General features: G+C 67.2%; 23 protein-coding genes. 11 read left to right on the top strand and 12 right to left on the bottom strand.

The window, feature by feature from the left end; genetic code table 11:
* The first annotated feature begins 9 nt into the window (after positions 1 to 9).
* Positions 10 to 342: a hypothetical protein gene (locus KY501_RS31225; protein ID WP_224367282.1), complete on the top strand. Its 333-nt coding sequence runs from the start codon at positions 10 to 12 to the stop codon at positions 340 to 342.
* Between the two features lie 7 nt (positions 343 to 349).
* Here the strand turns inward: KY501_RS31225 and KY501_RS31230 are convergent, their stop codons facing one another.
* A complete protein-coding gene (locus KY501_RS31230) occupies positions 350 to 1,156 on the bottom strand; it encodes a PilZ domain-containing protein (protein WP_224367283.1) in 807 nt (268 codons plus the stop codon).
* An 89-nt stretch (positions 1,157 to 1,245) separates the two neighbouring features.
* On the opposite strand from KY501_RS31230, the gene mgtE reads away from it, so the two are divergent.
* Entirely contained in the window at positions 1,246 to 2,625 is a 1,380-nt protein-coding gene (gene mgtE / locus KY501_RS31235; protein WP_224367284.1) for a magnesium transporter, read from the top strand.
* 6 nt (positions 2,626 to 2,631) lie between these two features.
* On the opposite strand, the gene rodA is transcribed toward mgtE, so the two are convergent.
* Genes rodA through mreC form a run of 4 tightly spaced genes read right to left on the bottom strand, consistent with a single transcriptional unit; the run spans position 2,632 to position 7,127 of the window.
* Positions 2,632 to 3,783, bottom strand: coding sequence for a rod shape-determining protein RodA (gene rodA, locus KY501_RS31240; RefSeq protein ID WP_224367285.1), 1,152 nt, complete (start codon positions 3,781 to 3,783; stop codon positions 2,632 to 2,634).
* Complete coding sequence (mrdA, locus tag KY501_RS31245; protein ID WP_224367286.1) at positions 3,767 to 5,779, bottom strand: penicillin-binding protein 2; 2,013 nt, start codon at positions 5,777 to 5,779, stop codon at positions 3,767 to 3,769. The genes rodA and mrdA overlap by 17 nt, the downstream gene beginning before the upstream one ends.
* Positions 5,776 to 6,279, bottom strand: a complete 504-nt coding sequence (locus KY501_RS31250; RefSeq protein WP_224367287.1) for a hypothetical protein — start codon at positions 6,277 to 6,279, stop codon at positions 5,776 to 5,778. The genes mrdA and KY501_RS31250 overlap by 4 nt, the downstream gene beginning before the upstream one ends.
* A complete protein-coding gene (mreC, locus tag KY501_RS31255; RefSeq protein ID WP_224367288.1) occupies positions 6,276 to 7,127 on the bottom strand; it encodes a rod shape-determining protein MreC in 852 nt (283 codons plus the stop codon). The genes KY501_RS31250 and mreC overlap by 4 nt, the downstream gene beginning before the upstream one ends.
* A 226-nt stretch (positions 7,128 to 7,353) precedes the next feature.
* Here mreC and KY501_RS31260 point away from each other — a divergent pair, with 226 nt between their 5' ends.
* Entirely contained in the window at positions 7,354 to 8,919 is a 1,566-nt protein-coding gene (locus KY501_RS31260; RefSeq protein WP_224367289.1) for a peptidylprolyl isomerase, read from the top strand.
* 75 nt (positions 8,920 to 8,994) lie between these two features.
* Here the strand turns inward: KY501_RS31260 and KY501_RS31265 are convergent, their stop codons facing one another.
* Both KY501_RS31265 and KY501_RS31270 read right to left on the bottom strand, forming a co-directional pair.
* Complete coding sequence (locus tag KY501_RS31265) at positions 8,995 to 10,644, bottom strand: FAD-binding oxidoreductase (RefSeq protein WP_224367290.1); 1,650 nt, start codon at positions 10,642 to 10,644, stop codon at positions 8,995 to 8,997.
* Between the two features lie 170 nt (positions 10,645 to 10,814).
* The gene (locus KY501_RS31270; RefSeq protein WP_224367291.1) at positions 10,815 to 11,894 is read right to left on the bottom strand and encodes a sensor domain-containing diguanylate cyclase; all 1,080 of its coding nucleotides are present in this window, start codon (positions 11,892 to 11,894) and stop codon (positions 10,815 to 10,817) included.
* Between the two features lie 51 nt (positions 11,895 to 11,945).
* On the opposite strand from KY501_RS31270, the gene KY501_RS31275 reads away from it, so the two are divergent.
* Both KY501_RS31275 and KY501_RS31280 read left to right on the top strand, forming a co-directional pair.
* Positions 11,946 to 12,542 (top strand): Maf family protein, encoded by a 597-nt coding sequence (locus tag KY501_RS31275; RefSeq protein WP_224367292.1) that lies wholly within the window; start codon positions 11,946 to 11,948, stop codon positions 12,540 to 12,542.
* On the top strand, positions 12,539 to 13,204 hold the full coding sequence (locus KY501_RS31280) for a YggS family pyridoxal phosphate-dependent enzyme (protein ID WP_224367293.1): 666 nt from the start codon (positions 12,539 to 12,541) through the stop codon (positions 13,202 to 13,204). The genes KY501_RS31275 and KY501_RS31280 overlap by 4 nt, the downstream gene beginning before the upstream one ends.
* A 12-nt stretch (positions 13,205 to 13,216) precedes the next feature.
* On the opposite strand, the gene KY501_RS31285 is transcribed toward KY501_RS31280, so the two are convergent.
* Positions 13,217 to 13,435, bottom strand: a complete 219-nt coding sequence (locus KY501_RS31285; protein WP_224367294.1) for a hypothetical protein — start codon at positions 13,433 to 13,435, stop codon at positions 13,217 to 13,219.
* 350 nt (positions 13,436 to 13,785) lie between these two features.
* Between KY501_RS31285 and KY501_RS31290 the strand changes: the two genes are divergently transcribed.
* From KY501_RS31290 to KY501_RS31315, 6 genes are all read left to right on the top strand, one after another.
* The gene (locus KY501_RS31290) at positions 13,786 to 14,583 is read left to right on the top strand and encodes a DUF3108 domain-containing protein (RefSeq protein WP_224367295.1); all 798 of its coding nucleotides are present in this window, start codon (positions 13,786 to 13,788) and stop codon (positions 14,581 to 14,583) included.
* Between the two features lie 18 nt (positions 14,584 to 14,601).
* Positions 14,602 to 16,266 carry a DUF4091 domain-containing protein gene (locus KY501_RS31295; RefSeq protein WP_224367296.1) on the top strand — a complete coding sequence of 555 codons (1,665 nt, stop codon included), beginning with the start codon at positions 14,602 to 14,604 and terminating at the stop codon, positions 16,264 to 16,266.
* 31 nt (positions 16,267 to 16,297) lie between these two features.
* Positions 16,298 to 17,257 (top strand): DUF3108 domain-containing protein, encoded by a 960-nt coding sequence (locus KY501_RS31300; RefSeq protein ID WP_373691661.1) that lies wholly within the window; start codon positions 16,298 to 16,300, stop codon positions 17,255 to 17,257.
* Positions 17,258 to 17,366: 109 nt separating this feature from the next.
* Positions 17,367 to 18,722 carry a hypothetical protein gene (locus tag KY501_RS31305; RefSeq protein WP_224367298.1) on the top strand — a complete coding sequence of 452 codons (1,356 nt, stop codon included), beginning with the start codon at positions 17,367 to 17,369 and terminating at the stop codon, positions 18,720 to 18,722.
* Between the two features lie 26 nt (positions 18,723 to 18,748).
* On the top strand, positions 18,749 to 19,837 hold the full coding sequence (locus tag KY501_RS31310) for an imelysin family protein (protein WP_224367299.1): 1,089 nt from the start codon (positions 18,749 to 18,751) through the stop codon (positions 19,835 to 19,837).
* Positions 19,838 to 19,857: 20 nt separating this feature from the next.
* Positions 19,858 to 21,180, top strand: coding sequence for a di-heme oxidoreductase family protein (locus KY501_RS31315; protein ID WP_224367300.1), 1,323 nt, complete (start codon positions 19,858 to 19,860; stop codon positions 21,178 to 21,180).
* A gap of 100 nt (positions 21,181 to 21,280) precedes the next feature.
* Here the strand turns inward: KY501_RS31315 and KY501_RS31320 are convergent, their stop codons facing one another.
* The 4 genes from KY501_RS31320 to uvrC all read right to left on the bottom strand — a co-directional run bounded on the left by KY501_RS31320 (position 21,281) and on the right by uvrC (position 25,973).
* Complete coding sequence (locus tag KY501_RS31320) at positions 21,281 to 21,658, bottom strand: hypothetical protein (protein ID WP_224367301.1); 378 nt, start codon at positions 21,656 to 21,658, stop codon at positions 21,281 to 21,283.
* A 70-nt stretch (positions 21,659 to 21,728) separates the two neighbouring features.
* Positions 21,729 to 23,318 (bottom strand): elastin, encoded by a 1,590-nt coding sequence (locus KY501_RS31325; RefSeq protein WP_224367302.1) that lies wholly within the window; start codon positions 23,316 to 23,318, stop codon positions 21,729 to 21,731.
* A 54-nt stretch (positions 23,319 to 23,372) separates the two neighbouring features.
* Complete coding sequence (locus KY501_RS31330; protein ID WP_224367303.1) at positions 23,373 to 23,891, bottom strand: DUF507 family protein; 519 nt, start codon at positions 23,889 to 23,891, stop codon at positions 23,373 to 23,375.
* A gap of 141 nt (positions 23,892 to 24,032) precedes the next feature.
* Positions 24,033 to 25,973 carry an excinuclease ABC subunit UvrC gene (uvrC, locus tag KY501_RS31335; RefSeq protein WP_224367304.1) on the bottom strand — a complete coding sequence of 647 codons (1,941 nt, stop codon included), beginning with the start codon at positions 25,971 to 25,973 and terminating at the stop codon, positions 24,033 to 24,035.
* Between the last annotated feature and the right edge of the window lie 5 nt (positions 25,974 to 25,978).

Genomic DNA, 25,978 nt, shown 5'->3' on the forward strand with positions numbered 1-25,978 from the left:
GCTTTCTGAATGACGACCCGCCAGCGAAAGAATGCCATCTCCCCTCCTTCCACCGCCTTGCCGCCGGCGCTCGCCAACTGGGCTGAGGCAATTGGAATCGCCATTGGTCAGGGGGTGGTACGCGCGCTCCACAACAGCGGGCTGAGTTCCGCGCCCAACGGGCCACCAGCCCCCATCCGCCGGCGCGGGCGTCCACCGAAGGTGGTGGTGGGCGGCCCGGTGCCCCCGGAGCGGCTGTGCACGGTGCCCGGCTGCGGGCGTGAGTCTCGCTCCAAGGGCCTGTGCTCGGCGCACTACCAGGCCGAGCGGCGCCGCATGCTGGCGGCGGGCAAGAGCGCCTGAGGGCGCGCTACTCGCCGCGCCACGGATCGCCGGGGGAGGTGGCCTTGAGCAACTCCCACGCGGCGAGTACATCCACCACCCGCTCGAGCTCATTGGGCAGCGAGCGGGCCCGGCGGGACTGAAGGTACTCCTCGGCGAAGCTCCGCAGCCGCATGCCGAGGAAGAGCCGGGCCAGGGACACCTCGGTCTGGCCGGAGAACTCCACGAAGCGGACGCCGAACCCCGAGCGGCCGCCCGTGTCCGTGCGCTCCTCGCGGACGATCTCGCCGCGGGCCTGCACGGGCTCCGAGCCTTCCTCCAGGGTGAAGCGCACCTGGACTTCCGTGCCCACGGGCAGGAAGAAGGTGCTCTCCAGGAAGGCCCCGCTGATACTCACGTTCTGAGACATGAGGATGGCCGAGAACGTCCTCTGTCCGCCCTGCTCCCGCCAGATCTCGAAGCGCGTGGCAACCCGGGCCCGGGGGAAGTGCCGGTGTTCCGGCTCGTTGCTCACCTGAGGCTCGATGATGGGCGCCAGCGTGGGCTGAGCCGTCTTCGTTGGTGCTCTCCGTGCGTCCTCCCCCCGCCCTCCCGTGCGCCGCTCGTCGGCCTTGGGCGGGGAGATTCGGGGGACGTTGACGCCTGGGCGCCGGCTCTCTCGAGGCGGACCCGAGGAGCCCTTCGCCGAGGGCTCGGTGGGCGAAGCCTCGGCCGCTGACTGCGCGCCCTGAGTCTCTTCGTCAGCTGGCGCCGTGGACGAGGAGCCCGTGGCCTCGTCGGAGGGGCGCGTGGAACCTGCCGGGCTCCTCCCCTTCTGGGCACCCTTCCTCTGCATCGTTGCCTCCGCGGCCTTGAAAGAATCCCGTACCGGAACTGGCGCGATTCATACACCATGCGCTGGCTCCATCGCCCGCGGAGAGTGTGATGCTGGGAAACCTCCTCAAGCCCGAGTTCGACGAGCTCATCCAGGCTCGTGACTGGAACTCGCTGCGTGAGGCCTTCACGGAGATGGACCCTGCGGACGTGGCGGAGGTGATCGAGGATCTCCCCGCCAAGGACAGCGGCGTTCTCTTCCGGTTGTTGCCCCGAGACATGGCGGCGCAGTCCTTCGAGTACCTGCCGCCGCACCAACAATCGGAGTTGGTGAGCACGCTGGGCAACGAAGAGCTCAAGAACGTGCTCAACGAGATGGCGCCGGACGACCGTACGCGCCTGTTGGAGGAGCTGCCGGCGGAGGTGACTCGGCGGGTGCTCACCACGCTGTCGCCGGCGGAGCTGAAGGTGGCCCGCGAGCTGCTGGGCTATCCGGAGCGCAGCGCCGGCCGCTACATGACGCCGGAGTTCCTGACGCTCCCGGGGAACCTCCCAGCGTCCGCAGCGATCGAGTACGTGCGCACCCACGGCCAGGGACGCGAGACGCTCAACGTGCTCTACATCGTCGACGAGCGGGGCCGGCTGCTGGACGACCTGCGGTTGGCAGCGTTGGTGCTGGCAAGACCGGACACGCGCATCTCGGACATCCACGACAGGCAGCTGGTCAGCATCCCGGCCACGGCGGACCGGGAGGAGATCATCACCTTCTTCGAGAAGTACGACCGGGTGGCGCTGCCGGTGACGGACTCGCAGGGGGGGCTGCTGGGCATCATCACCGTGGACGACGTGCTGGACGTGGCCGAGGAGGAGGCCACCGAGGACATCCAGCGCATGGGCGGCATGGAGGCCCTGGAGGCGCCGTACCTGGACATCGGCCTGACGGAGATGCTGCGCAAGCGGGTGGGCTGGCTGACGGTGCTCTTCTTCGGGCAGATGTTCACGGCCACGGCCATGGCGCACTACCAGGACGCCATCGCCCAGGCAGTGTTCCTGAGCAGCTTCGTGCCGCTGATCATCTCCTCGGGAGGCAACTCCGGCTCACAGGCCACCTCGCTGATCATCCGCGCACTGGCGGTGCGAGACGTATCGCTGAAGGACTGGTGGCGCGTGGCGGTGCGCGAGAGCACCAGCGGCGTGGCGTTGGGGGTGTTCCTCGGGGTGTTGGGTGCGCTGCGCATCGTCCTATGGCCGGGGCGCGAACAGCTCTACGGCCCGCACTACGTCTGGGTGGGCATCGCGGTGGGCTTCAGCGTGATAGGCGTGGTGACGTTCGGCACGCTGTGCGGCTCCATGCTGCCGTTCCTGCTGCGGCGGCTGGGGCTGGATCCCGCGGCGGCGTCCGCGCCCTTCGTGGCCACGCTGGTGGATGTCACCGGCGTGGTCATCTACTTCACCGTGGCCAGCACCATCCTCGCTGGCCGGGCCTTCTGAGCCGGCTCAGAACATGTGGCGGCGCATGCTGATGTTCACCAGCAGGCCCACGCTGATCATCATCGACATGATGGAGGAGCCGCCGTAGCTCATCAACGGCAGGGTGATGCCCGTCACCGGCAACAGGCCGATGACCATGCCGATGTTCTCGAACACCTGCCAGAAGATCATCGCGGTGATGCCTACGGCCACGAAGGCGCCGAATCTATCCCGCGCGTTGAACCCCACCGCCAATGAGAGGGAGAAGAGCCCTCCATAGAGCGCCAGCAGGAGCAGGCAGGACATGAAGCCGTGCTCCTCGGCCCACACGGAGAAGATGAAGTCCGTGTGCTGCTCGGGGAGGAAGGACAGGCCCGTCTGCGTGCCCTCGCGCCAGCCCTTGCCCGTCATGCCGCCGCTGCCCACGGCGATCTTCGACTGAGCCGCGTGGTAGCCGCTGCCCTTCAGGTCCGCCTCAGGGTCCAGCCAGCCGGAGATGCGCTGGCTCTGGTGCTTCTTGAGATGGTGGCGCAGCACCGTGAAGTGGGGCTCGGGCGTCTCGCGGACGTAGTCGTTCCAGATGATGCCGCCCACGGCGATGATGCCCGCCAGCATCACCGCCACCAGGTACCAACGCACCTTGCCGAAGAGGATGACGGTGATGGACGACAACAGGATCATCATCGCCGTGCCCAGGTCCGGCTGGACGAGCACGAGCACGGCGGGCACGGCCACCACGAGCACGGGCTTCCACAGCCGCAAGAGCCCATAGGACTCCTGATTGGGCCGGAAGTCGTCGTGGTAGACCTTGGCCAGCATCAGCACCACACCGATCTTCATGAACTCGGCGGGCTGGATGCGCAGCGGGCCCAGGACGAACCAGCTCTCGGCGCCCTTGGCCTTGTGCCCCATGAAGCGCAGGGCGATCAGCGCCAGGATGTTGAGCACGTAGATGGGCACCGTCATCCGCTGGATCCAGCGGTAGTCCACCAGGCACACCACCAGCGCGGCGACGAGCCCCACCGCCATGTAGACGCCCTGGCTGGACCACGCGCCGGCGTGCGGCGGCCGGGCCGCCGAAGCCAGGTTCCACACGCCCAGCGCGCAGATGGCCAGGACGCAGAAGATCAGGCCCCACGGGACGTGGGGCACCATGCGGCGTTCAATGCTGAGCTGCATTCGGAGAGCCTGCGGGCGGAACGCCGCGAGTGAGCATGACGTCCTCCAGCTTCGGAGCCGGAGGCAGCGTCAGGACGTAGGGCTGATTGGAGCGCTGCGGCGGAGAGTTGGCATCCAGCTGCTTCAGCTCGAAGTACTTGGCGATGACGGCCATGCCGGTGGGCGCCGCGTCCACGCCACCGTGACCACCGTGCTCGTTGAGCACCACCACAGCGATCTCCGGCTTGTTCACGGGGGCGAAGCCGGCGAACCAGGCATGGTCGCGCGTGAAGAAGTCCATCTGGTGCGTCTTGAGGCGAACCGAGCCGATCGCCACCACCTGGGCCGTCCCCGTCTTGCCCGCCACCTCGATGTCCTTCAGGCTCTCCTGGTACTTCTGCCGCGCCCGGAACGCGGTGCCTCCGGGCTCGTTGGCCACGGCCACCAGGCCGTCGACGATCACCTTGAGGTGCGCGGGGTTCATGTCCACCGTGCGCACCACCTCCGGGTTGTACGACTCGACGACCTGGCCATCCAGGTCCTCGATGCGCTGCACCAGCTGTGGCTTGTACAGCGTGCCACCGTTGGCGATGGCCGCGTACACACCCGCGAGCTGAAGCGGCGTCACGTTGTCATCGCCCTGGCCGATGGCGCTGTTGAGAGCCATGCCCTTGGTGTAGCCGCCGGGAGAGAGCCGATCGTGATACTCGGAGGTAGGCATGATGCCGGGCACCTCGCCCAGCACGCCGATGCCAGTGGGGCTGCCCAGGCCGAGCGCGCGGCCCATCTCCGCGATGGGATCCAGCCCCAGGGTATCCGCCACCTTGAAGAACCACGTATCGCAGGAGTAAGCCATGGCCTGCTTCGCGTTCACTGGCCCGTGGCCGCTCTCCTTGTGGCAGCGCCAGGTGCGCGCGCCCAGCTTGTAGCCACCCGGGCAGTTGATCGTCGTCTCCGGCCGGAAGAGACCGGACTTGAAGGCTGCCAGCTGGGTGACGACCTTGAAGGTGGAGCCCGGGCTGTAGTGCGCCGCGGCCACTCGGTTGATCATCGGCTGGAGCGGATCCTTCACCAGCGCCGCCATCTGCGCGGGGGTGACGCGGCCGGTGAGCAGGTTGGGATCGAAGCCTGGCCGGGACACCAGCGCCTTGATGAAGCCCGTGTTCACGTCGATGGCCACCACCGCGCCGGCCACACCCGGGAACACGCGCTCGGCCTCCTCCTGCAGACGCATGTCGATGGAGAGCACCAGGTTGCTGCCCGCATGCGGAGGGATGACGGAGTTCTCTCCCAGCTTGTCGTTCAGCTCCTCGATGGTCTTTCCGCGCGCGTTCACCACTTCCTTGCGCACCCCGTCCACGCCGCGCAGCTTGGACTCGAAGTAGCGCTCCAGGCCGCGCCGGCCGATGTAGTCGCCCAGGGCGTACTTCGCCCCATCCGCGTTGAGCCGGTCCAACTCGTCCTGGTTGATCTCGTTCATGTAGCCCAGCACGTGCGAGAGCACCGTCTCCGAGCGGTAGTTGCGGTGCGGCACCGGCACCACTTCCACGCCGTCCAGGATGTCGCGCCGGGCATTGAGGCGGTCCAGCTCGTCCCGCGTGAGATCGATGCGCACCGGCAGCGGCTGGAACGGCGCGTTGCGCTTGGCCACCTTCACCTGATCTTCCACCTTCTGGCGCTGATCCGCGTCCCAGCCCAGCAGCTCGGCCAGCTTGGGGATGACGATCGTAGGGCAATCCGTGCAGAAGGCCGGGGTGATGAAGGCGTCGAACGAAGGGCGGCTGTCCACGAGGATCGTGCCGCGCGCGTCCTTGATGACGCCCCGGTCCGCGCGCAGGCGGACCTCCTTGACGAAGTTGGCCACGCTCTTGGCCGAGTACTCCTCGCCGCGGATGATCTGCAGCCGGTAGAGCTGCGTGGCCAGGATGACGATCCCGCCCACCATGGCCAGGCCGAGCCAGAGGAAGCGCCGCTTGAGATCGCGGCCCGGAGTGGAATTGCCCAGCGTCGGCGTCACAGCAGACCTCCCGCCTGGGAGCGCTCCTGGCGCGCCTCGATCCGGCGCAGGAGCGGATAGAGGAGCAGCGCCGCGATGCCCGTGAGAGCCACCTGCAGCGGCAGGCCCGGCAGCACCGCCGTGGCCGAACCATCCTTCACCGTGAGCCAACTGAAGAAGGCCGACAGCAATCCGTGGCCCACGTCCGCCCCCATGGTGAAGAGCACGAAGGCCACCGGGCCGCGCACATCCACCAGCGAATCCACCAGCCGCCCCACCAGGAAGGTGAAGACGCCCAGGAAGGTGAACAGGCCCGTGGGCTGTCCACTCATCAGATCCAACAGGTAGCCCACCGCGAAGGCCGAGCAGGCGCCCTCCAGCAGCGAGGCGCGCAGGGCGAGGAAGGCCAGCAGCACCACCGTCACGTCGATGCGCGAGAGCACCAGCCCGGCCCGCTGCACGAGCACGGACTCCAGCGTGAGCAGCAGCAGCGCGAGCGCCACGGTGATCAGGAACTTCATCGCGTCCCCTCCACCACCGGCGCGCCATCCCGGTACGGACTGCCCACCACGAACACCTCCTCGAGCTTCGTGGTGTCCACCGCGGGGAGGATGTCCGCCGCCTGGAACATGCCGTGCTCCTTCTTCTCGAGGTTGGCCACCCGCCCCACGATCAAGCCCGGCGGGTACACCCCGTCCGTGCCCGCGGTGATGATCAGATCGCCGTCCTCCACGTCCTCGGTGCGCAGCATGTTCTCCAGCTTGAGCGGCCCGTTGCCCGCGCCCGCCGCCGTGCCTCGAGCACGCGAGCGCTGCACGCGCACGCCCACCCGGCTCTGGGGATCCGTCACCAACGCCACGTCCGCATAGCCGCCCGTCGTGCGGATGACCTGGCCGACGATGCCATCCGGCGTCACCACCGACATGCCCTGGAACACGCCCTGCTGCTCGCCACTGCTGATCCGCACCGACAACAGCTTCGCCACCGGATTCACCCCTACGACCCGCGCCGGTATCTCCGGCCCCGAGGTCTTCTCGGCGTACTGCAACAGCAACTTCAGCCGTTCATTCTCCGCCCGCGCCTCACCGAGCGCCTGCACCGCCGCTCGCAACTGCATGTTCTCCAGCCGCAGCGCGTCATTCTCCTGCCGGACGCCGCGCAGGTCCACGTAGTGGTTCACCGTGCCCACGCCCGCATCGATGATGCGGTTGAGCCCCGCCTGAAGGGGCGACGTCATCCCGATAAGGGCGCGATCGAGGAAGTTCGGCTCGCGGCCCCGCCGGCCGGTCACCAGGAAGGCGAACAGCGGGTAGAGCAGCAGCACGCTCACGAAAAGGAAGCGCCGGTACCGCTTGAGGAGCGACAGCACTGGGGGGAGGTACCCGTGTAGGGAAAGAGGAGCGGGAAGGAGAGGGGGCAGCTAAACACTGTAAATCGCTTGCATTTTCTGGGGCCTTGTCCTAGGCAGTCAAGGCCCAGCTCAGGGGGTGACAAAGAACTGTCCACCCACCGACCGGGCATCCAACAAACCCGCGTCGCGAGTCCTTCCACGAAGGCACCTTCCGCGGCGCCTTGCACGAAGAAACGACAGCAACATGGAAGGTTTGAACCCCCGGAAGGTTGTCTCGCTGGTGTTCATCATCGGCATCGCGGTCGTGTTCACACTGAACTTCGGGCCCGGGAGCTTCAGCAAGTCCAGCGGCGCCATCACGCACACGAGTGCGGCGGCCGTCGTCAACGGCAAGGAGATCCCGCTCCGCGACTTCAACCGCGCCTACGCGATGCAGATCAACAGCCTGCGCAACCGGGGCAACCCCATCCCCGAGTCCGCCGCGCGTCAGTTCATCGCGCCGCAGGTGCTGCAGCAACTGGTGGACCTGGAGCTGCTGGCCCAGGCCGCGGAGAGCCACGGCATCGTCCCCGCGGACTCCGAGCTCGTGGAGATCATCCACCGCAACACGGACTTCCAGAAGGATGGCGAGTTCAACTTCGACCGGTACCGCCAGGTGCTGCGCGACTACTACCGGCTGACGGAGAGCCAGTACGAGGACGACCTGCGCCACCAGTTGGCCGCGCAGAAGATGCTCGAGATGGTGCGCAACGGCGCGGTCGTCTCCGATGACGAGGTGCGCGTCCGCTACCAGAAGGACGCCAACCAGGCCAAGCTGGTGTTCGCCCGCTTCCTGCCGACCATGTACGCGGACAAGGTGCCCGCCCCCACGCCCGCCCAGGTGGACGAGTTCAAGAAGGCGCACACCAAGGAGATCTCGGACTACTACGAGACCAACAGCTTCATGTACCAGCAGCCGGAGCGCGTGAAGGCTCGGCAGATCCTCGTCGCGCTGCCCGGCAGCGCCACGGACCAGCAGAAGGCGGACGCGAAGGCCAAGGCCGAGGCCATCCGCAAGGAGATCGTCGAGGGCGGCAAGGACTTCGCCGCGGTGGCTCGGGAGAAGAGCGAGGATCCGGGCACCAAGGCGGCCGGTGGAGACCTGGGCCTGGTGGATCGCAACAGCCTGGATCCGGCGCTGGCGGATTCCATGTTCGCCCTGGCGCCCAACAGCGTGTCCGAGCCCATCGAGACGAAGCTGGGCTACCACGTGGTGAAGGTGGAGGAGAAGCAGGCGGCGTCCGACAAGAAGCTGGCGGACGTGGAGAACGACATCGCCACGACGCTCTTCAAGCAGCAGCAGGCCAAGGACCTGGCCAAGGCCGAGGCGGAGAAGGCGCTGGCCCAGGTGAAGACGGGCAAGAAGATCCAGGAGCTGTTCCCGGCGGAGAAGGAGGGCCAGCCGGCGCTCCAGCGCTTCGAGACGGAGACGCACCCGGAGGCGGTGGAGACGGGCAGCTTCACGGCGGGCGGCGAGTCGGTGCCCTACCTGGGGCCGGCCAAAGAGCTGATCGCGGCGACGTTCGCGGCGCAGGGGCCGCAGGTGCTGGACCAGACCTTCCCCGCGGGCGAGGGCTTCGTGGTGGCCCAGGTCACCGAGCGCCAGAAGGCCACCGACGAGGAGTTCACGAAGAAGAAGGACGAGCTGCGTGAGCAGGCCCGGCGCGCCAAGCAGATCGAGCTGGAGGACTCGTTCCTCAAGGCGCTGCGCAAGCAGGGCACCGTGGTGACGAACACCGAGGTGGTCCAGGCTGTGACGGGCAACGGCTGATACCCAGCCGCTCCTGAAGCACTCGGGCCGGTGGTGAGCCTCTGCTCCCACCGGCCCTTCCTTTTCACGCCCGGCTCACGCTGCGGGCTTCTCGCCCATCTCCACCGGAGTGACGATGGACTTGCCCAGGTTCCGGGCGATGTCCGGCACCAGTTCCTCGACCGTCGCCATCGAGCTCGGTACGGCGTGGAGATCGGAACCAATGCTCTGCTCGAACCGGAACAGGTTCGTCGGATCGTACTTCCGCTTCACGAAGTAGAGCACCGGGTAGTACTCGGCCCAGTAGCGGCGCGACCACTGCGTCACGTAGGACTTCGGGTAGTTCTGGTAGGCCTCCTGGTTCGTCCACGGCTGGCCGATGTCGAGCCAGCGGTCCATGAAGGCGAACGCCTTGGCCTTCTCCTCCTCCGTGTCCCAGTAGGTATTGAGGTACGTGTTGAAGTCCGCGCGCCGGTGGATGTACGCGTTGAACCCGCGGCTGCGCTCGTTGATGGCGGCACCCGCGCCCTCGATGACCATCTGCGGAGCGAACTTGAGCTTCGTCGCGGCGCTGCGGAGGTGGTCCACGAACAGGCGCCACCCGGCCTGCCCCAGCGGCTTGTCGTAGAACCGCGTCTGCTTCTCCTGCGGAGGGTACGCGGCCATGGGCGCGACGCGAGGCAGTGCATCCGGCTCCTCGGCGTAGCCCATGAGCTTGTTGTTCATCCGGTAGAAGGAGCCCATGTCCTCCCACAGCACCTGGCAACCCGGCGTGGCGACGAGATCGCCGAGCAGTTGCTGCCACAGGCCTCGCTCGCCTCGATACATGGCGCGCACGAAGAGGTAGGGCCCGTCCCAGTTGTCACCGAACTCGATGAGCGACAAGTGGCCCAGGCGCCGGTCATGGTTGGAGCCCATGTACTTGCGCTGGAGGATGTCGAGCGCATGCGCTCCCTGCGCCGCCTCCTGCTCAGTCCCCATGCGCCACTGCAGGGACACCGCTCCTACGTCCTGCAGCGGGAAGAGCTGGTAGGTGACGCGCGTGACGATGCCGAACTGGTTGCCGGTACCGCCGCGCACGGCCCAGAAGAGATCCGCGTTGTGCACGGCATTGGCGAGCACCACCTGGCCATCGGCGAGCACCATCTCGACTTCGACGACGTTGTCGCAGTTCATACCGAACATGCGAGAGCCGAAGCCGAAACCACCGCCCTGCATCATCCCGCCGATGGGCACGTCCGGGCAGCTGACGCCGGGAGCGAACAAGCCATAGTCATGGGTGGTGCGGTAGAAGTCCCGCATCTGCACGCCCGGCCCCACGTGGACGAGCCTCAATTGGGGCTGGACGAAGATGTTGTTGAGGCCGCGCAGGTCCAACATCAACCCGCCCTGCACCGTGGAGTAGCCCGCGGTGCTGTGGCCACCCGAACGAGGTGTCCACCGGAAGGAGGGGTTCGCATCGCGCTGCTGGCGGATGAAGCGCATGAAACAGCGCACGTCGTGGACGGATTCACAGACGGCGATCACCGCGGGGCGCACGTTCTCGAAGTTCGGGTACACCATGGCCCGAAGCGAGTCGTAATCCGGATCCCACGGGAACACGAGCCGGCCACAGGTCTCCCACATGAGACTCGTGGCCTGCTGGCGCGTCATCTGGAACTGCTCGAAGTCGGAGTCGGGCCGCTTGTCCCACTCTGCAAGGCGTTGCTTGATCTGGGCTCTCTTGGCGTCGTAGTTGAGTTCCATGGAGGCACGCACCCGGGCTCAGGCCAGGGGGCATCCCTGGTCTGTTCGCAATCGTACCGAGCGCTGCTGACGCCTTCTGTGACTTCCACAGCTCGCGAGAAAAATTACGCGCAGGGTGCGTGAATCACTGGAAAGCCCAGTGAAACACGGTGGATCCGAATCGTTTCGACTCAGCGCGCCGGCTCCACATTGGGGTCGGTGGGGACTCGTTCGGCGAGGTGGACCTCATCGCGCCCCTGAGCCTTGGCGGCATACATGGCGAAGTCCGCCGCGCGGACCAACTCCGTGGCGGTGCGCGCGTGATCCGGGAAGGTGGCCACGCCCAGGCTCGCCGTCAGACGGATCTCGAGCCCGTGGCTCTGCATGAAGCGCCGCGCGCGGAAGGCGTCCCGGACGCGCTTGGCAATCGTCATCGCGCCATCGGGATCCGTCTCCACCAACATCAGCGCGAACTCGTCACCGCCGTAGCGGAACACCAGATCGAGCTGACGGCTGGACGCGATCAACAGCTCGCCCACCTCCTTGAGCAGCGCGCTGCCCACCAGGTGGCCATGCGTGTCGTTGACAACCTTGAAGCGGTCCAGGTCCAGGAACACGAGCGACAGCGGGTGGTGGAAGCGCTGCGAGCGTTTCACCTCGTGATCCAGCTGCGAGCGCAGGTGCCGCGCGTTGAAGCAACCCGTGTGCTCGTCGGTGATCGTTAGCTCCTGCACCCGGCGGAAGTTCCGAGCGTTCTCGATGGCGATGGCCGCGTAGTCCGCGATGGCCGTCAGCGTCGTGAGATCATCCTGCGTGAAGGGCGGATCCTTCGGGCCGTTCACCAGCTCGATGATGCCCAGCACCCGCCCTCGGGCAATCAGCGGCACGGCGAGGATGGAGCGCGTGCGGAAGGCAGATGCCTGATCGAAGCGCGGGGCGAACGAGGGGTCGCCGCCCACGTCATCCACCAGCCGCGCCGTGGCCGTGGAGAACACCGTGCCGGCAATGCCCTCGCCGGGGAGCATCTGGAGCGACTTGAGGGCCTCGGCACCGTCGCCCACCGCCACTTCGAAGTAGAGCTTTCCGGTGCGCTCGTCCTGGAGGATGAGCGACCAGTTGCGAGGGTGCAGCAGATCGCTCACCTTCTGCATCACCAGGTTGAGGACCTCCTTCAGCTCGAGCGTGGAGGTGAGCGCCTTGGCCATCTCGTTGAACGCGGCCAACTGCTCCACCGTCCGCTTCATGGCCGACAGGAGATCAGCGGGGTTCATCCGAGGTCCACTCCGAGGCGCAGTTCTGCTAAGGGCTTCCGACCTTTCACCATGACCACTCTAGAGGATCCCACGTCCCTCGTCCTTGCTTCTGGCTCCCCCAGGCGGCGAGATCTGCTCACCCAACTCGGGCTGCGCTTCACGGTGTCCGCGGCGGACATTGACGAGACGCCCCTGCCCGGAGAGCCGGCGGACGTGTACGTGCTGCGGCTGGCCCGAGAGAAGGCCCGTACCGTGGCCGGGCGCTTCCCCGGTGCCTGGGTGCTGGCGGCCGACACCACCGTGGCCATGGGCGCTGAGCTGCTCGGCAAGCCTGTCGACCCCGCCGAGGCCCGGGACATGCTCACCCGGCTGTCCGGCCGGACCCACGCTGTCTACACGGGTGTAGCGCTCGCGGGCCGCGCCGAGTCTTCCATGGTGATCCGCACCGGCGTCACCTTCCGGACACTCTCCGCGGGAGAGATCGACTGGTACGTGGCCACCGGTGAGCCTTTGGACAAGGCGGGGGCCTACGGCATGCAGGGCAAGGGCAGCTTCCTCGTGTCTGGGATAGAGGGCAGCCCCACCAACGTCATCGGCCTGCCCCTGGGAGAAACCCTGGAACTCCTCACCCAGGCGGGCGTTCCCCTTCCCTGGAGGGCTCCATGAGCGAGGTGGCCGATCGGCTGGCGCAGATCCGAGCCCGGGTGGCCGCGGCATGCGCGCGAGCGGGGCGTCCGGTGGAGTCGGTGACGCTGCTGGCCGTGTCCAAGCTCAAGCCCTCGGCGCTCATCCGCGAGGCCTACGAGGCCGGGCAGCGCGACTTCGGAGAGAACTACGCACAGGAACTCCGGGACAAGGCGGCGGAACTCGCTGGGCTGCAGGGCCTGCGCTGGCACGCCATCGGGCCGCTGCAGACGAACAAGGTCAAGTACGTGGCGAAGGCCGCGCACGCCTTCCACGCGCTGGATCGGCTGGATGTGGCGCGCGAGCTGTCCAAGCGCCGGGCCGATGCTCCCCTGCCCTGCTACGCCGAGGTGAACATCGGCGGCGAGCAGAGCAAGAGCGGGCTCACCCCGGACATGTTGGGAGCATTCCTGGACGAGGTGCGCACCCTGCCGGGCCTGAAGCTCGAGGGGCTGATGGCGCTCCCGCCGCCCACCGAGAACGAGGAGCAGGCGCGCGGCTTCTTCCGGCAATTGCGAGAGCTGGCCCGCGCACAGGGACTCGCGGGCCTCTCCATGGGGACGACGCACGACTTCGAGCTGGCCATCGAGGAGGGCGCCACCCTCGTCCGCGTGGGCACCGCCATCTTCGGCGAGCGGGCCTGAGGCCCTCAGCAGCTACAGCTCCTTGAACTTGACCTTGCCCGACTCGGAGTAGGACACCAGGAAGTCATTGCCACAGTAGTTGCATTTGACCTCCATTCCGTTCGCGAGCGGCTCTTCCGTGGGGTTGTTGGCCTCACAGGACGGACAGTCGAACTCCTTGATGAGCTTGCCCGACTTGTTCTTGGCCTTCTTGCTGCTGCCCTCGTCATCATTGACATCGTAGTCGTGCATGGGCTTCGGATCTCCTCTGCTTGACCACGGCGTACCGGACGCCGCCGGACCACAGGCTACCAGCGGCGGCCGGTTGTCGCGCGGTCTCGTTGACTCCAACACCCCACCCTGGAGAACCTGCCACTGGCCTTTTGTCCGGTATCCAAGGGTGTAGGCGAGCCCCAGCTGTGTGCCACTCATCCCTACCCACGGGAGTGCCTCCCGTTGAATGATGGATACCCCTCCTCGTCCAGGAAGTGACGCCAGTGGGAAGGACAGGGGCGGAGCGGTTGGCGGCGCGGAAACTGGCTACCTACATTCGCCCGACCTTTCTCCGAGGGAGGGCAGGACCCCGAGTCCAGGAGCGCAAGATGTCCAAGCGGTTCAACGGTGCAATCGTGGGCCTGTTGTCCGCGATGCTGTTCTCCAGCGCGGCCATGGCCCAGCAGGCCACCCATGCGTTCGGTCCGGGAGAGCAGTCCATCTATCGCGTGCAGTACCTCGGGGTGACGGCGGGCACGGCGCAGATCACCGTCGGCGCGCCGATGAAGCAGTGGGGCGAGCAGGTATGGCCCATCGTCTCGCTGGCGAAGTCGGATCCGGCGCTGAACGTGTGGCCCATCAAGGACAAGTTCGTGTCGTACTGGCACGCCGAGGGCCAGCGCACCCTGGGCAGTGACTTCTTCGTGGACGAGAACAACAAGCGGCGCCGCCAGCGCATCCAGCTGAAGGACGGCGGGAAGACGGCGCATGTCATCCGCCAGTACGAGGGCGCGCAGCCCACTGAGGCCACGCACGAGTTGCCCGAGGGCACGATGGACATGGCGGCCGCGGCGTTCGCGCTGCGCAACCGGGGCATCGCCGATGGCCAGGAGTACACCTACCCGGTCTTCACGGGCTCCAAGAGCTTCACGCTGCGAGCGAAGGTGGACGGGCGCCAGAAGCTGAAGACGTCGCTGGGCGAGCGCGAAGTGTTCCGCGTGAAGCTCCAGACGGAGTTCTCCGAGAAGCTCAAGGCGAAGCGCGACATCGTCGCGTACTTCACGACGGACTCCAGCCACGTGCCGGTGCGCATCGAGGCGGATCTGGCGTTGGGCTCCATCGTGGCGGAGTTGAGCGAGTACAAGCAGGGTCGCCTGATGGCGATGAACGAAACCAAGGGCGGCTAGGCCGCGGAAGGTGGGGGCATGGGAGCGGGTTGGGCGTGGGCGCTCACGGCGGTGCTGGCGGCATCCCCGGGGCCGAAGGTGGTGTCTCCGCTGGTGAAGGTGAGACCGGGCGTCTCGGTGGAGGGCGCTTCGGAGGCGAAGCTGAGCCTGGCGCGCGGCGAGTGCGAGGCCACGCAGGTGCTCCTCCCAGGCAATGTCCGCCGGGTGACCGCGGGGCCGCTGGCGCTGAAGGGACCTGGAGCGGCGCTGTCCGCCACGCTGTGGCGAGAGGGCTTCATCGACGTGAAGACGCCTTCGAACAGCCAGGGTGCCTCGGGGCCGTGGCCGGACCCACTGCTGCCGGTGGAGACGCCCGGAGAGCCTTCTCTGCCCGCGGTCCTCTATGTGGAGTTCTGCGCGCCGGGCTCCCAGCAACCAGGAACCTACCGGGGCGAGTTGCGCGTGAAGGCGGACGGGAACGCTGTGCCGCCGGTGCCGTTCACCGTGGAGGTCCAACCCTTCGAGTTGCCTGCGACGGCCTCGCTGCCGACGAGCTTCGGCCTCTCGCTGTACAGCATCTCGCGAGGGCACGGGCTGTCCCCGGAGTCTCCCGAGGCCCGGACGCTGCTGCGCTCCTACGCGCGAACGCTGCTGGAGCACCGCATCAGCGCGCATGGCATGAGCATGACGCCGCCGCCAGTGCGCTTCGAGAATGGCCGGGCGGTGGTGGACTTCCGTGCCTATGACGAGGAGGTGGCGCCCTTCCTCGAAGGGAGCCTGCTGCCCTCGGGTGCGCGCTTCACCACGGCCGAGGTGCGCGACTGCCGCCAGGCGAGCACCGAGGCGGAGAAGGTGGCGTACTACCGCGCCTTCGCCGAGCACTTCCGGAGCAAGGGCTGGTCCGCGCAGCTCTTCTTCTACGCGAAGGACGAGCCGAAGCCGACGGACGTCCCCCTGGTGAAGGCCCAGTCCTCACGGGTGCGCGCGGCGGGCTCCATCCCCGTGCTCGTCACCTCCCCGTTGGATGATGCACTGCGTGGAACCGCGGACATCCTCACGCCAACGCTCAACTGCTTCTTCCCACGCTCCGGGCCGCAGACGTGCCGCAACGTGCTGCCCATCGACAAGCTGCGCTCGCGGCTGCCCGAGGGCGCCAAGGTGTGGTGGTACCAGAGCTGCAACTCGCACGGCTGCACGGGCGGCCCGGCGGCGGATTCCTCCGTGGAGCGCGCCTATAGCGGCTGGGCCTCCTACATGGTGGATCACCCTGCCCCACTCAACCGGGCCATGGGGCCGCTGGCCTTCCTCACCGGCGTGGACGGCGAGCTCTATTTCGACACCGTCTACGCCTACAACACGAAGGATCCGTGGAAGGACATCTTCGAGTTCGGTGGCAACGGGGACGGCACCCTCTTCTATCCTGGGACTCCAGCACGGCTGGGCTCGAAGGAGCACCAGCCCGTGGTGTCGCTGCGGCTCAAACATATCCGCGACGGCCTGGAGGACTATGAGTACCTGCACCTGCTGGCAGGGCTGGGGGACAAGGAATCCGCCCGGACATTCGCGCGCCGGCTCGCCCGCTCGGGCTATGAGATTGAGCAGGATGTCGAAAAATGGGAACAGGTCCGGCACGATCTGTCCGCCCGCCTGAAGCAGCGCTGGGAGTCCTCCGAATATGCGAAGCGTCCTGGCGTCCGACCTTGAAAGCAGTCCCCTCGCCCTTCGTGAAAGAAGGCTGACCCGTATGCGCTCCGTCCTCGTGGCAAGCCTCGTCCTCCTCGCCAGTGCCACCCAGGCCCAGGCACCTGCGGCCGCACCGGCTTCCGCAGCCACACCGGCTCCCGCAGCCGCACAGGCTCCCGCGGACAGCGATGCCTCAGGCCAGGACGTTCCACCGGTGCAGGACATGTCCCCGCCGACCACTCCCGCGCAGCCGGTGCCTATATGCGCCAACGCTCTGCCTCCGCTGCGCACGCCCGTCGCCTTCATGCCCGGCGAGCTCCTCGAGTTCGATCTGGACGCGATGGGCGCGAACGCAGGAAAGATGACCATGAAGGTGCAGCGCCCCGACAAGGGCGCGCTGCCCGTGCAGATCGAGGCGCAGACCAACACCTTCTTCTCCAAGGTGCGGCGCGTGAAGGGCGTGGGCGTGAGCTACCTCCACCCGCGCACGCTGCGGCCCTCGCGCTACACCGAGGACTCCACCGAGAACGAGGTGCGCCGCACCGCGGACGTGGCCTTCGGCGCCAAGGATCGCACCGTGAAGGTGGACTACGTGGTGGGCCAGAAGCCCGGCCACTACGACTACACCTACGACAAGGACGCGCTGGACGTCGCGGGTGCCATCTACCTCATGCGCCAGCTGCCCATGAAGGAGGGCCTGTCCGTGTGCTTCGACGTGTACGGCATCCGCCGGCTCTGGCGGCTGCAGGGCACGGTGGTGAAGCGCGAGCACGTCTCGCTGCCCGTGGGCGAGTTCGACGCCTGGTACCTCACCGGCACGGCGGTGCGGCTCGACCGGCCCAAGCAGAAGCGCGAGGTGCACGTGTGGATCTCCGACGACGCGCGCCGCCTGCCGCTGGTGGCCGTGGGCACCCTGGACCTGGGCGCCGTGCGCGCCACGCTGACGGCCTACTCGCGGCCCGGCGAGAAGGAGAAGCGCGCCACCAAGGGCAAGGAAGAGCTCAAGTGGTAGCCCACCGGACATTGTGACGCGGTGTCCCAAGCCCCTCCTTATGAGAGGAGGGGCTTTTGCTCACCTTTCAATTGATTCCGATTTGCAAAGTCAAAAGGTGACGTCTAGGGTGCGCGCCATTCCGATGCGTCACCCCAACCTGATCTCCGTTTTGATGTGCGCTGTTGCAGTGCTCACCGCCTTCCCCGCCCGAGCGCAGAAGAAGTCGGAGGAAGAGGAAGAGGAGCACGAGGCGGAGAAGAAGAAGCCGGCCCTGAAGCTGGAGGTCGGCGGGTACGGGGATCTGCAGTTCGCCTATTACAACCATGGGCCGAACCAGAACCGCCAGGGCGGCTCGCAGAAGGACTCACGGCTCACCTTCGACACCACCCGGCTGGTGATGGAGCTGGAGGCGAGCCTGCCCGAGTACGGGCTCGAGGCCGAGATGGAGGTGGAGTTCGAGCACGGCGGCACCGGCTCGGCCATGGAGCTCGAGTACGAGGAGTTCGGCGAGTTCGAGCAGGAGGTGGAGAAGGGCGGCGAGGTGCTGCTGGAGGAGTTCTACCTGAAGAAGGAGTTCGGGGAGGACTTCGCCATCTCGGTCGGGCGCTTCTACGTCGCGGTGGGCACGCTGAGCGAGTACTACCGGCCCACCGACTACCTGGGCACCATCCGCTCCGAATCGGAGACGCTCATCATCCCCAACACGTGGGACGAGATGGGGATCCAGGCGCAGTGGAAGCTCGACGCCGGCCTGAAGCTGACGGCGCAGGTGGTCAACGGGCTGGACTCCACTGCGTTCAGCTCCCAGTACTGGGTGGCCCGGGGACACCAGCACCGCTTCGAGCTGAACCGCGCCACGGATCTGGCCGCCGTGCTGCGTGCGGACGTCACCCGCTTCGAGGGGCTCCACTTCGGCATCTCCGGCTACTACGGGGACACGACGCGCAACCGCCCCAAACCGGATCTCGTGAAGACGTGCGAGGAGCGAAATGACGGGGTGGTAGCGCCCTGTGGCTACGTCTCCGCGCCGCTGCTGATCGTGGACGCTCACTTCTCTCTGGAGCGAGGCCCCTGGCGCGCCAAGGCCCTGGCGATGTGGGGCTACCTGAAGAACGCGGATGACATCTCCGCGCGCAACGATCGCCTGTCCAACCTGCTGAACGTGCTGCGAACACCCGTGGCCGAGCATGCACTGGCCGTCTGGGGCGAGCTGGGCTTCAACATCGCGCCGAAGCTCGGGCTGGACGAGGACCACCGGATCGAGCCCTACGTCCGCTTCGACTACGCGGACTCGGTCTTCAATCCCCGCACCGAGCTCTTCGACAACCCGCGCTTCGCCCGCTCCATCTACACGGTGGGCACGGCGTACACGCTGGCGGGGGTGGCCTTCGCCAAGCTCGACTTCAGCCACCGCCGCCTCGGCGACTCCTCCCGCTTCCGGCCAGAGAACACCGTTCGGCTCTCCACTGGCTTCTCCTACTGACTGACCCACCCAACAGGATGACTCCGATGACCCTCTCCCGCCTCTCCCTCCGTTCCCTCGCGCTCGCCGGTGCGCTGGTGCTGGCCTCCTGCGGCGACGACGACGACAACGGCCCGACCACACCCTCCTTCGACTCCGAGATCATCGTCCACTTCGCGGATGATGTGGTGGTGCCCACCTACCAGAACCTCGCCACGCGCATGTCGGAGCTGGATGCGGCGGTGAACGCGCTCGCGGCGGACACGACGGCCGCGAAGCTCACCGCCGCTCAAGAGGCCTGGTTCGCCGCTCGCCAGCCGTGGGAGCAGAGCGAGGGCTTCCTCTTCGGTCCTGTGGACTCCTTCGGATACGATCCGGCCATGGACAGCTGGCCTGTCAACCGGTCCGATCTGGACGCGGTGCTTGCCAGCAACGACGCTTTCACCCCGACCTACGTGGCCACTCTCTCAGAGACCCAAAAGGGCTTCCACACGGTGGAGTACCTGCTCTTCGGCGACGGCCGCGCGAAGAAGCCGGAGGACTTCACGCCCCGCCAGTTCGATTACCTCAAAGCCATCGCCGCGGAGCTGAAGTCCGTGAGCGCCGCCCTGTCGGATTCCTGGGCGAAGTCGGTGGATGGCCGCCAGCCGTATCGAGACGTGCTGGCCAACGCCGGACAGCAGGGCAACTCGGCCTACACCTCCGTCTCGTCCGCGGCCCAGGAGATGGTCGGCGGAATGATCGGCATCCTCGATGAGGTGGCCAACGGGAAGATCGCCGACCCGTACGACGCCAAGGATCCGGAGCTGGTCGAGAGCCAGTTCGCCTACAACTCGCTGTCGGACTTCTCCAACAACATCCGCAGCGTGCAGAACGCCTACCTCGGGCACCTGCAGGGCCAGGCGGCCAAGGGCAAGTCCTTCTCGGACTTCGTGAAGGCCGAGAACGCCGAGCTCGATGCGCGCGTGCAGAAGGAGCTCGCCGACGCCATCACCGCGCTCAGCAAGATCCCGGAGCCCTTCCGCACCTCGATCACGGATCCCGCCTCCGCGGACGAGATCGAGGCCGCGCAGGCCGCCATCCGCAAGGCCCAGACCACGTTCGAGAACGACATCAGGCCGCTCACCACCCGGTGAGCCAAACCAGGGGGAGCTGCATGCGAAGACTTGTCGTGTTGTGCGCCGCGGTGGCGCTGAGCTGGGGCTGCGGTGGCGAGGAAGAACAGCCCCGGGCCGGAGGCACCACCACCATCGATGATCGCACCTCACTGGCCTTCGCCCAGCCGGCTCCCAACCTCTCGGAGGAGCACCTCTCGCGCCACCGCGCGGGAGATGCGGCCTTCGCGGCGCAGTTCGTCCCCGGGCCCGCGCCGGTGAACCCCGGGCTCGGGCCCCTCTACAACAACAACTCCTGCAACGGCTGCCACCTGCGCAACGGCCGAGGCATGCCGGTGATGGGCGTCGGGCCGCAGCGCACCCAGCTCCTGGTGCGCGTCAGCCTCCCCGAGGGCACGCCCCCCCATCAGAACGGTGCCGTGCCGGTCCCGGGCCTGGGCACGCAGATAGCCGACCAGGCCGTCTATGGCGCCACGCCCGAGGCCTCCGTCACCCTGTCGTGGGAGGAATCCAGCGGCACCTACGATGATGGCACCGCCTTCAGCCTGCGGACGCCGCGCATCCAGATCACCCCGAGCGATGGCTCTGCCCTGCCCTCGGGGATGCTCACTTCGCTGCGCCTGCCGCCCCCGGTGTTCGGGCTGGGGCTTCTCGAGGCGGTGGAGCTCTCCACCCTGCGCGCTCTGGAGGACCCGAGCGATCGCAACAAGGACGGAATCTCGGGCCGTCTCAACATGGTCTGGGACTCCCAGACGGGCTCCCTGTCCCCGGGGCGCTTTGGGCTGAAGGCCAACAGCCCCAACCTGTTCCAGCAGTCGGCGGACGCCTACTTCAATGACATGGGCATCAGCAGCACGCTCAACCCCGAGCCTGATGGCACCTTCGAGCTGCCGCGCGAGACCCTGGAGGCCGCGGTCTTCTACTCGCAGTCACTCGGAGTGCCGGCGCGCGCGTCCCTCGATGACGAGGAGGTGCGGCACGGCGAGGAACTCTTCCAGTCACTCGGGTGCGAAGCCTGCCACCGCGCGGCCCTGGAGACCGGCGAGTACCCCGTACCGGAAATGGCCCACCAGCGGATCCACCCCTATACGGACCTGCTCCTGCACGACATGGGCGAGGGGCTCGCGGATGGCCGCCCGGATGGAATCGCCGACGGTACCGAGTGGAGAACGACGCCGCTGTGGGGACTCGGGCTCACGCAAACGGTGCTGCCGTACGCGGGCTACCTCCACGATGGCCGCGCCCGGACGCTCGAGGAGGCCATCCTCTGGCACGGCGGCGAGGCCGAACGCTCCAAGGAGCGCTTCCGCAAGCTGTCGGCGACGGATCGCGCCTCGCTGGTGAAGTTCCTCGGCTCGCTCTGAGTCCCGAACCCTCCTCGTGAGGGCGCCCCTGCCGGGCGCGTCGAGGACGAACCTGTATGCTTGCTAGACAGGTTGGCGCCAAGCCCGCCCGCCCGAGGGGTCAGTCGTCGCCCAGGGGGAGTGGCAGCTGCCGCATCATCCCCGCGGCCTGCGAGAGCCGGCGCCGCACCTGGGACACGACGCCCACCAGGACCTCGAGCCTCTCGAGGATGAGCTGGTCATCGCCCACCGAGATGAGGTGAATGGGCGAGGGCCGCTCCAGGCGCATCGCATCGAGCACGTCGGCGAAGTGGCACTCCACATCTCCGAGGGCATCCAGCCCCTCGCGGAGATCATCTCCCAGGAGGTCCACCAGCACCGCCGCATCCGTACGCGCAGGCAGCACCCGAGCCAGATTCTCCATCGCCTCGCGCAGCGGGTTGTCGCTGGCGGGGCGAGAAGTCGCGGGGACGGCAAAGGCTGCAACGGACGTCGACATGCGCTGAACGCTACAGGCACGTAGCGAAGGGTCAATTTTTCGCCCCGCCATCCCCCCACCTCTCCCTCCATCAAATGGAGGGAGGAACTCCCGTGCCTCCAGGAGAAGCCGCAGGAGCCGCGGGAGCCGCCGTCCCGGAGGTAGCTGCTCCCGGCGTCGCATTGGCGGGCGCGGGAGTGCCGATCAGCGCGGGCGCGGGAGCCGCATTGAGCGGCGCAGGGGTGCCGAGCAGAGGCGGCGCGGACGCAGCCGTGAGTGGCGCGGGCGATCCCAGCAGCGGCGGCGTCGGCACCGAGCGATCCGCGTTGAGCGGCGGCGCGGTGGCGATGATGCCTGGGCTCACCTGTCCCGTCCCAGCGAAGTTGCTGAAGTTCGGCGGAGTGATCGGCACGGTGAAGGTCCCCGCGGAGTTCAGCGTGGGCACGTTCGTCCCGAGCGACACGCCCGTCTCCGCGGCCCCACCCGGGGGCGGCGCACCGGGAGGCTCAGGAGACTCCGCAGCGAGTGCGGATCCAGGAGCCGGTGTCCCTGGGATGTAGCCCGAGATGTTCGCGGCAGGCGTGGGAGCCCCCGTCGTGGGGAAGGTGCCGCTGATTGTGTCCGGCGTCACGGCACCCGGACCCATTGCTCCCCCCGTCGTCACGGGACCGGAGATGGGCTCTCCGGGAACTCCAGGCACACCGGGAGCCGCCGTGCCCTGCTGAGTCCCCTCGGTGCCGACGCTGACCCCGCTCACCGCGAGCACATTCGGCGAGGCCGGCCCACCGATCGTCGCCGGGCTGACCGGAGTCACCGGCCCGCCGGGGGTTCCCGTCTCGGGTGCCGCGGTGAAGTCGAAGCCAGCGCCCCCGACGCCCTCTCCGGGGGCTGGAGCCGGAGAGGCCGGGATGAAGCTCCCATTCGAGCCCACGCCACCGAACGTCGGAATCGAGCCCCCAGACTCCAGGCCCTGCACGTTCGGCAGCACCGCCACCGCCCTCACCTGCTGCCCACCCACCTCGATCTCCACATCCTCGAAGGAGAACTGGATGAAGCCACGAGGCTCGGCGTTGAGCGGCAGGTTCCACACGAGCACCTCGAACTCCGTGTCGCCCGCACGCGCCACCGCGAGCGGCTGGTGGGACTCGTCATCCGAGTGCGCGCCATGGGTCAGCGCATCCGCCTGGATCACGGCGCTGTCGGTGAGCAGCTGCCCGTTGCGCCAGACGCTGCCCACGCCCCACACGGCGATGCCCGCGTGCACCGGCGTCGTCGCGGGCCAGCCGAGCCCGCTGCCCCCATTCAGGTCCCGATCCAGGATCACGCCGCCCTCGACCGGAAAGCCAGGCCGGGGGACGGCCGGGCGGGCCCCTGCCCCCTTCACCGGGAAGCCGGGCTGCGTCATCTCCACACGGTAGTTGATCTGCCCGAGCCGAAACTCCGCCTCCAGCCGAGCCTTGTCTCCGTACGTGGCCATCCCGGAGACGCGGTCCTCCACGGTCAGAGTCGCTGACCCGAGGCCACGCTCATACAGGTTGGGGTAAGGAGTCGTCCCCTGGGCGAAGAAGCCCACCGGGGAAGTCGTCCGAGCGCTCGCCTCGCGGCCCTCGAACGTGAAGCCTCCTGCCGGCCCAGCGGCCAGGAGACCTGTCACCATCATTCCAAGTAGAGAACCCGCCATCGCTGCCTCCCTTCCACACAAGGTAGGCAGCGGTGCGGGGGAATGCAGGCCCCGCTAGATCAGGCCGCGCGCTCGGCGGATCTGCTCCACCGTCTTGTTGTACTCAATGTCGAAGGCGCTGGTGCCCTCCTGCAGGTGCTTCAGGCGGGAGCGGGCCTCCTTGTCGATCTCGTCGTCCACGTCCAGGTGCTTCTTCATCACCTGGTGGATCTTCGAGCGCAGGACATTGTCGGCGGCGAACACTTCCTCGACGTTCCGGCTGATCAGCAGGAACTCGATCATCTGATTGATGACGTACTCGATGCCCTCGTCACCCATCTTGAAGCCGCGAACGTCCGCCATCTCACGCTTGACCTGGTTGAACTTGGAGTAGTCGTAGCCACGACGCTCCAGGGCCTCGCGAGTCGCCTGGTTCACGCGCTCCTCGTTGGCGAGGTACTCGCGCATGATGGCCGACAGGTCCATCTCCGCATCCGCCACCCGCATCGGCTCCACCTCGACATCTCCGTCCTGCATCAGCACCTGGATGCACTCACGCGAGATGATCGGGATCACCTTCGGATAGAGCCTCATGTGTCGCTCCCTCACCCTCTTTTGCGTACTTTCGAACCCGATCGCTATAAATCAGCGTCGCGCCCAGCCGCAATGAAAAATCCCTGGAACCTTCGGGCTCCAGCGCACTTTTTCCCTCGAAATTCCCGAGGAGAAAATTAATCACGCCGAACCGGCTGGCGACCCTCCTCCGGAGGATTTTTCGTCCACCGCGGCGCCCGCGTCGTCCAGGGAGGCCTCCCGGATGGGGTCTGCCTCCTCCTCTTCAGGGTGGCCATGAAGGGCGGCATGGACCCGCTCGGCGACCGAGGGGCCGACCACTTCCGCCAGTTCCTCGATGCTGGCCTCCTGGACCCGCTTGAGCGATCCGAAGTGGCGCAGGAGCATCTTCCGGCGGGCCTCTCCCACCCCGGGGATGTCCTCGAGGGCAGATCGGATCCGGCTCTTGCGCAGGTCCTTGGCCTGGTAGGTGATGGCGAAGCGGTGGGCCTCATCCCGCATGCGGGTGAGCATGAACATTTCGGCGGAGTTCTGGGTGAGGATGATGGGGTCTTTTCGCCCCAGGACAAAGACACGCTCGGGGCTGCGAGCGCTTTCAGCGTCACGATCGAACACTTCCTGGTCGCGACTCTTGGCAAGACCTACCACGTCCACCTTCTCGATCCCCAGGTCCTTCATGGCGGCGTGAGCGCTGGCGAGCTGGCCCTTGCCGCCGTCGATCACGAGCAGGTCCGGCAGATCCTTCTCGTCCAGTCCGCGCTTGAGGCGGCGGGAGAGCACCTCGTACATGCTGGCGAAGTCGTCCTGCTTCTCCAGGGTCTTGATCTTGAAGCGGCGGTAGCGGGACTTGTCCGTCTCGCCATCGGTGACGGCCACCTGCGAGGCGACGATGCTGGAGCCCTGGAAGTGCGAGATGTCGAAGCACTCCATGCGGCGGGGGTAGTTGCGCAGGTTCAGCTTCTGCTGGAGCCGGGAGAGCACGGCATCCGTCTCGTCCTTGGTGCGCTTGCGCTCGATGAAGGCCTGCTCGGCGTTCTTGCGGGCCATGAGCACCAGCTCATGCTTCTCGCCGCGCTTGGGCACCAGGACGCGGACCTTCTCGCCCTTGCGCTCGGACAGGAGTGACTCGAGGCCCTCGATGCTCTCGGGCTCCAGGGGCAGCAGCACCTCCTCGGGCACGAAGCTGCCCTGGTCGTAGTAGAGGTTGACGAAGGAGGGCAGCAACTCCTCGTCTGGGAACTCCTGGCTGCCGAAGGGGAAGGCCTGGCCGCCGTTGAGCCGGCCCTGCCGCACCCAGAGGACATAGAAGAGGATGCGGTCGCCCTCGCGATGGAGGGAGAACACGTCCTGATCCTTGAAGTCGGTGGTGGCGACCTTCTGGCGCTCCAGGCTGCGCTCGATGGCCAGCAGCTGATCGCGCAGGCGCGCGGCCTCCTCGAACTTGAGCTCGGACGCAGCGCGCTTCATGCGGCCCTTGATGCCCTCCACCAGCTCGCTGGCCTTGCCCTCCAGGAAGAGCACCACCTCGTCCACACTGCGGCGGTAGTCCTCGGGAGGCACCGGGTAGACGCACGGGGCCGGGCAACGGCCGATCTGGTACAGCAGACAGGGCCGCTTGCGGTTGGCCATCACGTGATCGGTGCACGTGCGCAGGTGGAAGTAGCGGTTGATGAGGCGGAGCGTCTCGCGGATGGCACCGGCGCTCGAGTAGGGCCCGAAGTAGCGGGCCCCATCCCGCTCGTACTTTCGTATCACCTCGAGCCGCGGGAACGTCTGCGTCCGGTCCAGACGCAGGGAGATGAACTGCTTGTCGTCCTTGAGGAGGACGTTGAAGCGCGGCTTGTGCTTCTTGATGAGCTCGTTCTCGAGGAGGAGCGCCTCCTTCTCGTTGTGGACGAGCACCGTCTCGATATCCCCGAGGATCGAGTCGAGCATCGAGACGAAGACGCGCGTGTCCCCGGTCCGGGTGAAGTACGAGCGGACCCGGTTGCGCAGACTGATGGCCTTGCCCACATAGATGACCTGGCCGCGGCGGTCCTTCATCAGGTACACGCCGGGTTCGGTGGGCAGGGCGTCCAGCTTCTCCTGGAGCCGGGCGTCCATGGTGG

It is taken from the genome of Hyalangium versicolor, assembly GCF_020103695.1.
GTDB lineage: Bacteria > Myxococcota > Myxococcia > Myxococcales > Myxococcaceae > Hyalangium > Hyalangium versicolor.

What these genes read in the sequence shown, in the direction of transcription:
- KY501_RS31270 (WP_224367291.1), bottom strand. Translation starts at nt 11,894, where the DNA reads ATGAACCCCGCTGATCTCCTGTCGGCCATGAAGCGGACGGTGGAGCAG.
- KY501_RS31325 (WP_224367302.1), bottom strand. Translation starts at nt 23,318, where the DNA reads ATGGCGGGTTCTCTACTTGGAATGATGGTGACAGGTCTCCTGGCCGCT.
- KY501_RS31310 (WP_224367299.1), top strand. Translation starts at nt 18,749, where the DNA reads ATGACCCTCTCCCGCCTCTCCCTCCGTTCCCTCGCGCTCGCCGGTGCG.
- KY501_RS31320 (WP_224367301.1), bottom strand. Translation starts at nt 21,658, where the DNA reads ATGTCGACGTCCGTTGCAGCCTTTGCCGTCCCCGCGACTTCTCGCCCC.
- KY501_RS31265 (WP_224367290.1), bottom strand. Translation starts at nt 10,644, where the DNA reads ATGGAACTCAACTACGACGCCAAGAGAGCCCAGATCAAGCAACGCCTT.
- KY501_RS31275 (WP_224367292.1), top strand. Translation starts at nt 11,946, where the DNA reads ATGACCACTCTAGAGGATCCCACGTCCCTCGTCCTTGCTTCTGGCTCC.
- KY501_RS31230 (WP_224367283.1), bottom strand. Translation starts at nt 1,156, where the DNA reads ATGCAGAGGAAGGGTGCCCAGAAGGGGAGGAGCCCGGCAGGTTCCACG.
- mgtE (WP_224367284.1), top strand. Translation starts at nt 1,246, where the DNA reads ATGCTGGGAAACCTCCTCAAGCCCGAGTTCGACGAGCTCATCCAGGCT.
- KY501_RS31260 (WP_224367289.1), top strand. Translation starts at nt 7,354, where the DNA reads ATGGAAGGTTTGAACCCCCGGAAGGTTGTCTCGCTGGTGTTCATCATC.
- KY501_RS31315 (WP_224367300.1), top strand. Translation starts at nt 19,858, where the DNA reads ATGCGAAGACTTGTCGTGTTGTGCGCCGCGGTGGCGCTGAGCTGGGGC.
- KY501_RS31290 (WP_224367295.1), top strand. Translation starts at nt 13,786, where the DNA reads ATGTCCAAGCGGTTCAACGGTGCAATCGTGGGCCTGTTGTCCGCGATG.
- KY501_RS31225 (WP_224367282.1), top strand. Translation starts at nt 10, where the DNA reads ATGACGACCCGCCAGCGAAAGAATGCCATCTCCCCTCCTTCCACCGCC.
- uvrC (WP_224367304.1), bottom strand. Translation starts at nt 25,973, where the DNA reads ATGGACGCCCGGCTCCAGGAGAAGCTGGACGCCCTGCCCACCGAACCC.
- KY501_RS31250 (WP_224367287.1), bottom strand. Translation starts at nt 6,279, where the DNA reads ATGAAGTTCCTGATCACCGTGGCGCTCGCGCTGCTGCTGCTCACGCTG.
- rodA (WP_224367285.1), bottom strand. Translation starts at nt 3,783, where the DNA reads ATGCAGCTCAGCATTGAACGCCGCATGGTGCCCCACGTCCCGTGGGGC.
- KY501_RS31280 (WP_224367293.1), top strand. Translation starts at nt 12,539, where the DNA reads ATGAGCGAGGTGGCCGATCGGCTGGCGCAGATCCGAGCCCGGGTGGCC.
- KY501_RS31330 (WP_224367303.1), bottom strand. Translation starts at nt 23,891, where the DNA reads ATGAGGCTCTATCCGAAGGTGATCCCGATCATCTCGCGTGAGTGCATC.
- KY501_RS31285 (WP_224367294.1), bottom strand. Translation starts at nt 13,435, where the DNA reads ATGCACGACTACGATGTCAATGATGACGAGGGCAGCAGCAAGAAGGCC.
- KY501_RS31295 (WP_224367296.1), top strand. Translation starts at nt 14,602, where the DNA reads ATGGGAGCGGGTTGGGCGTGGGCGCTCACGGCGGTGCTGGCGGCATCC.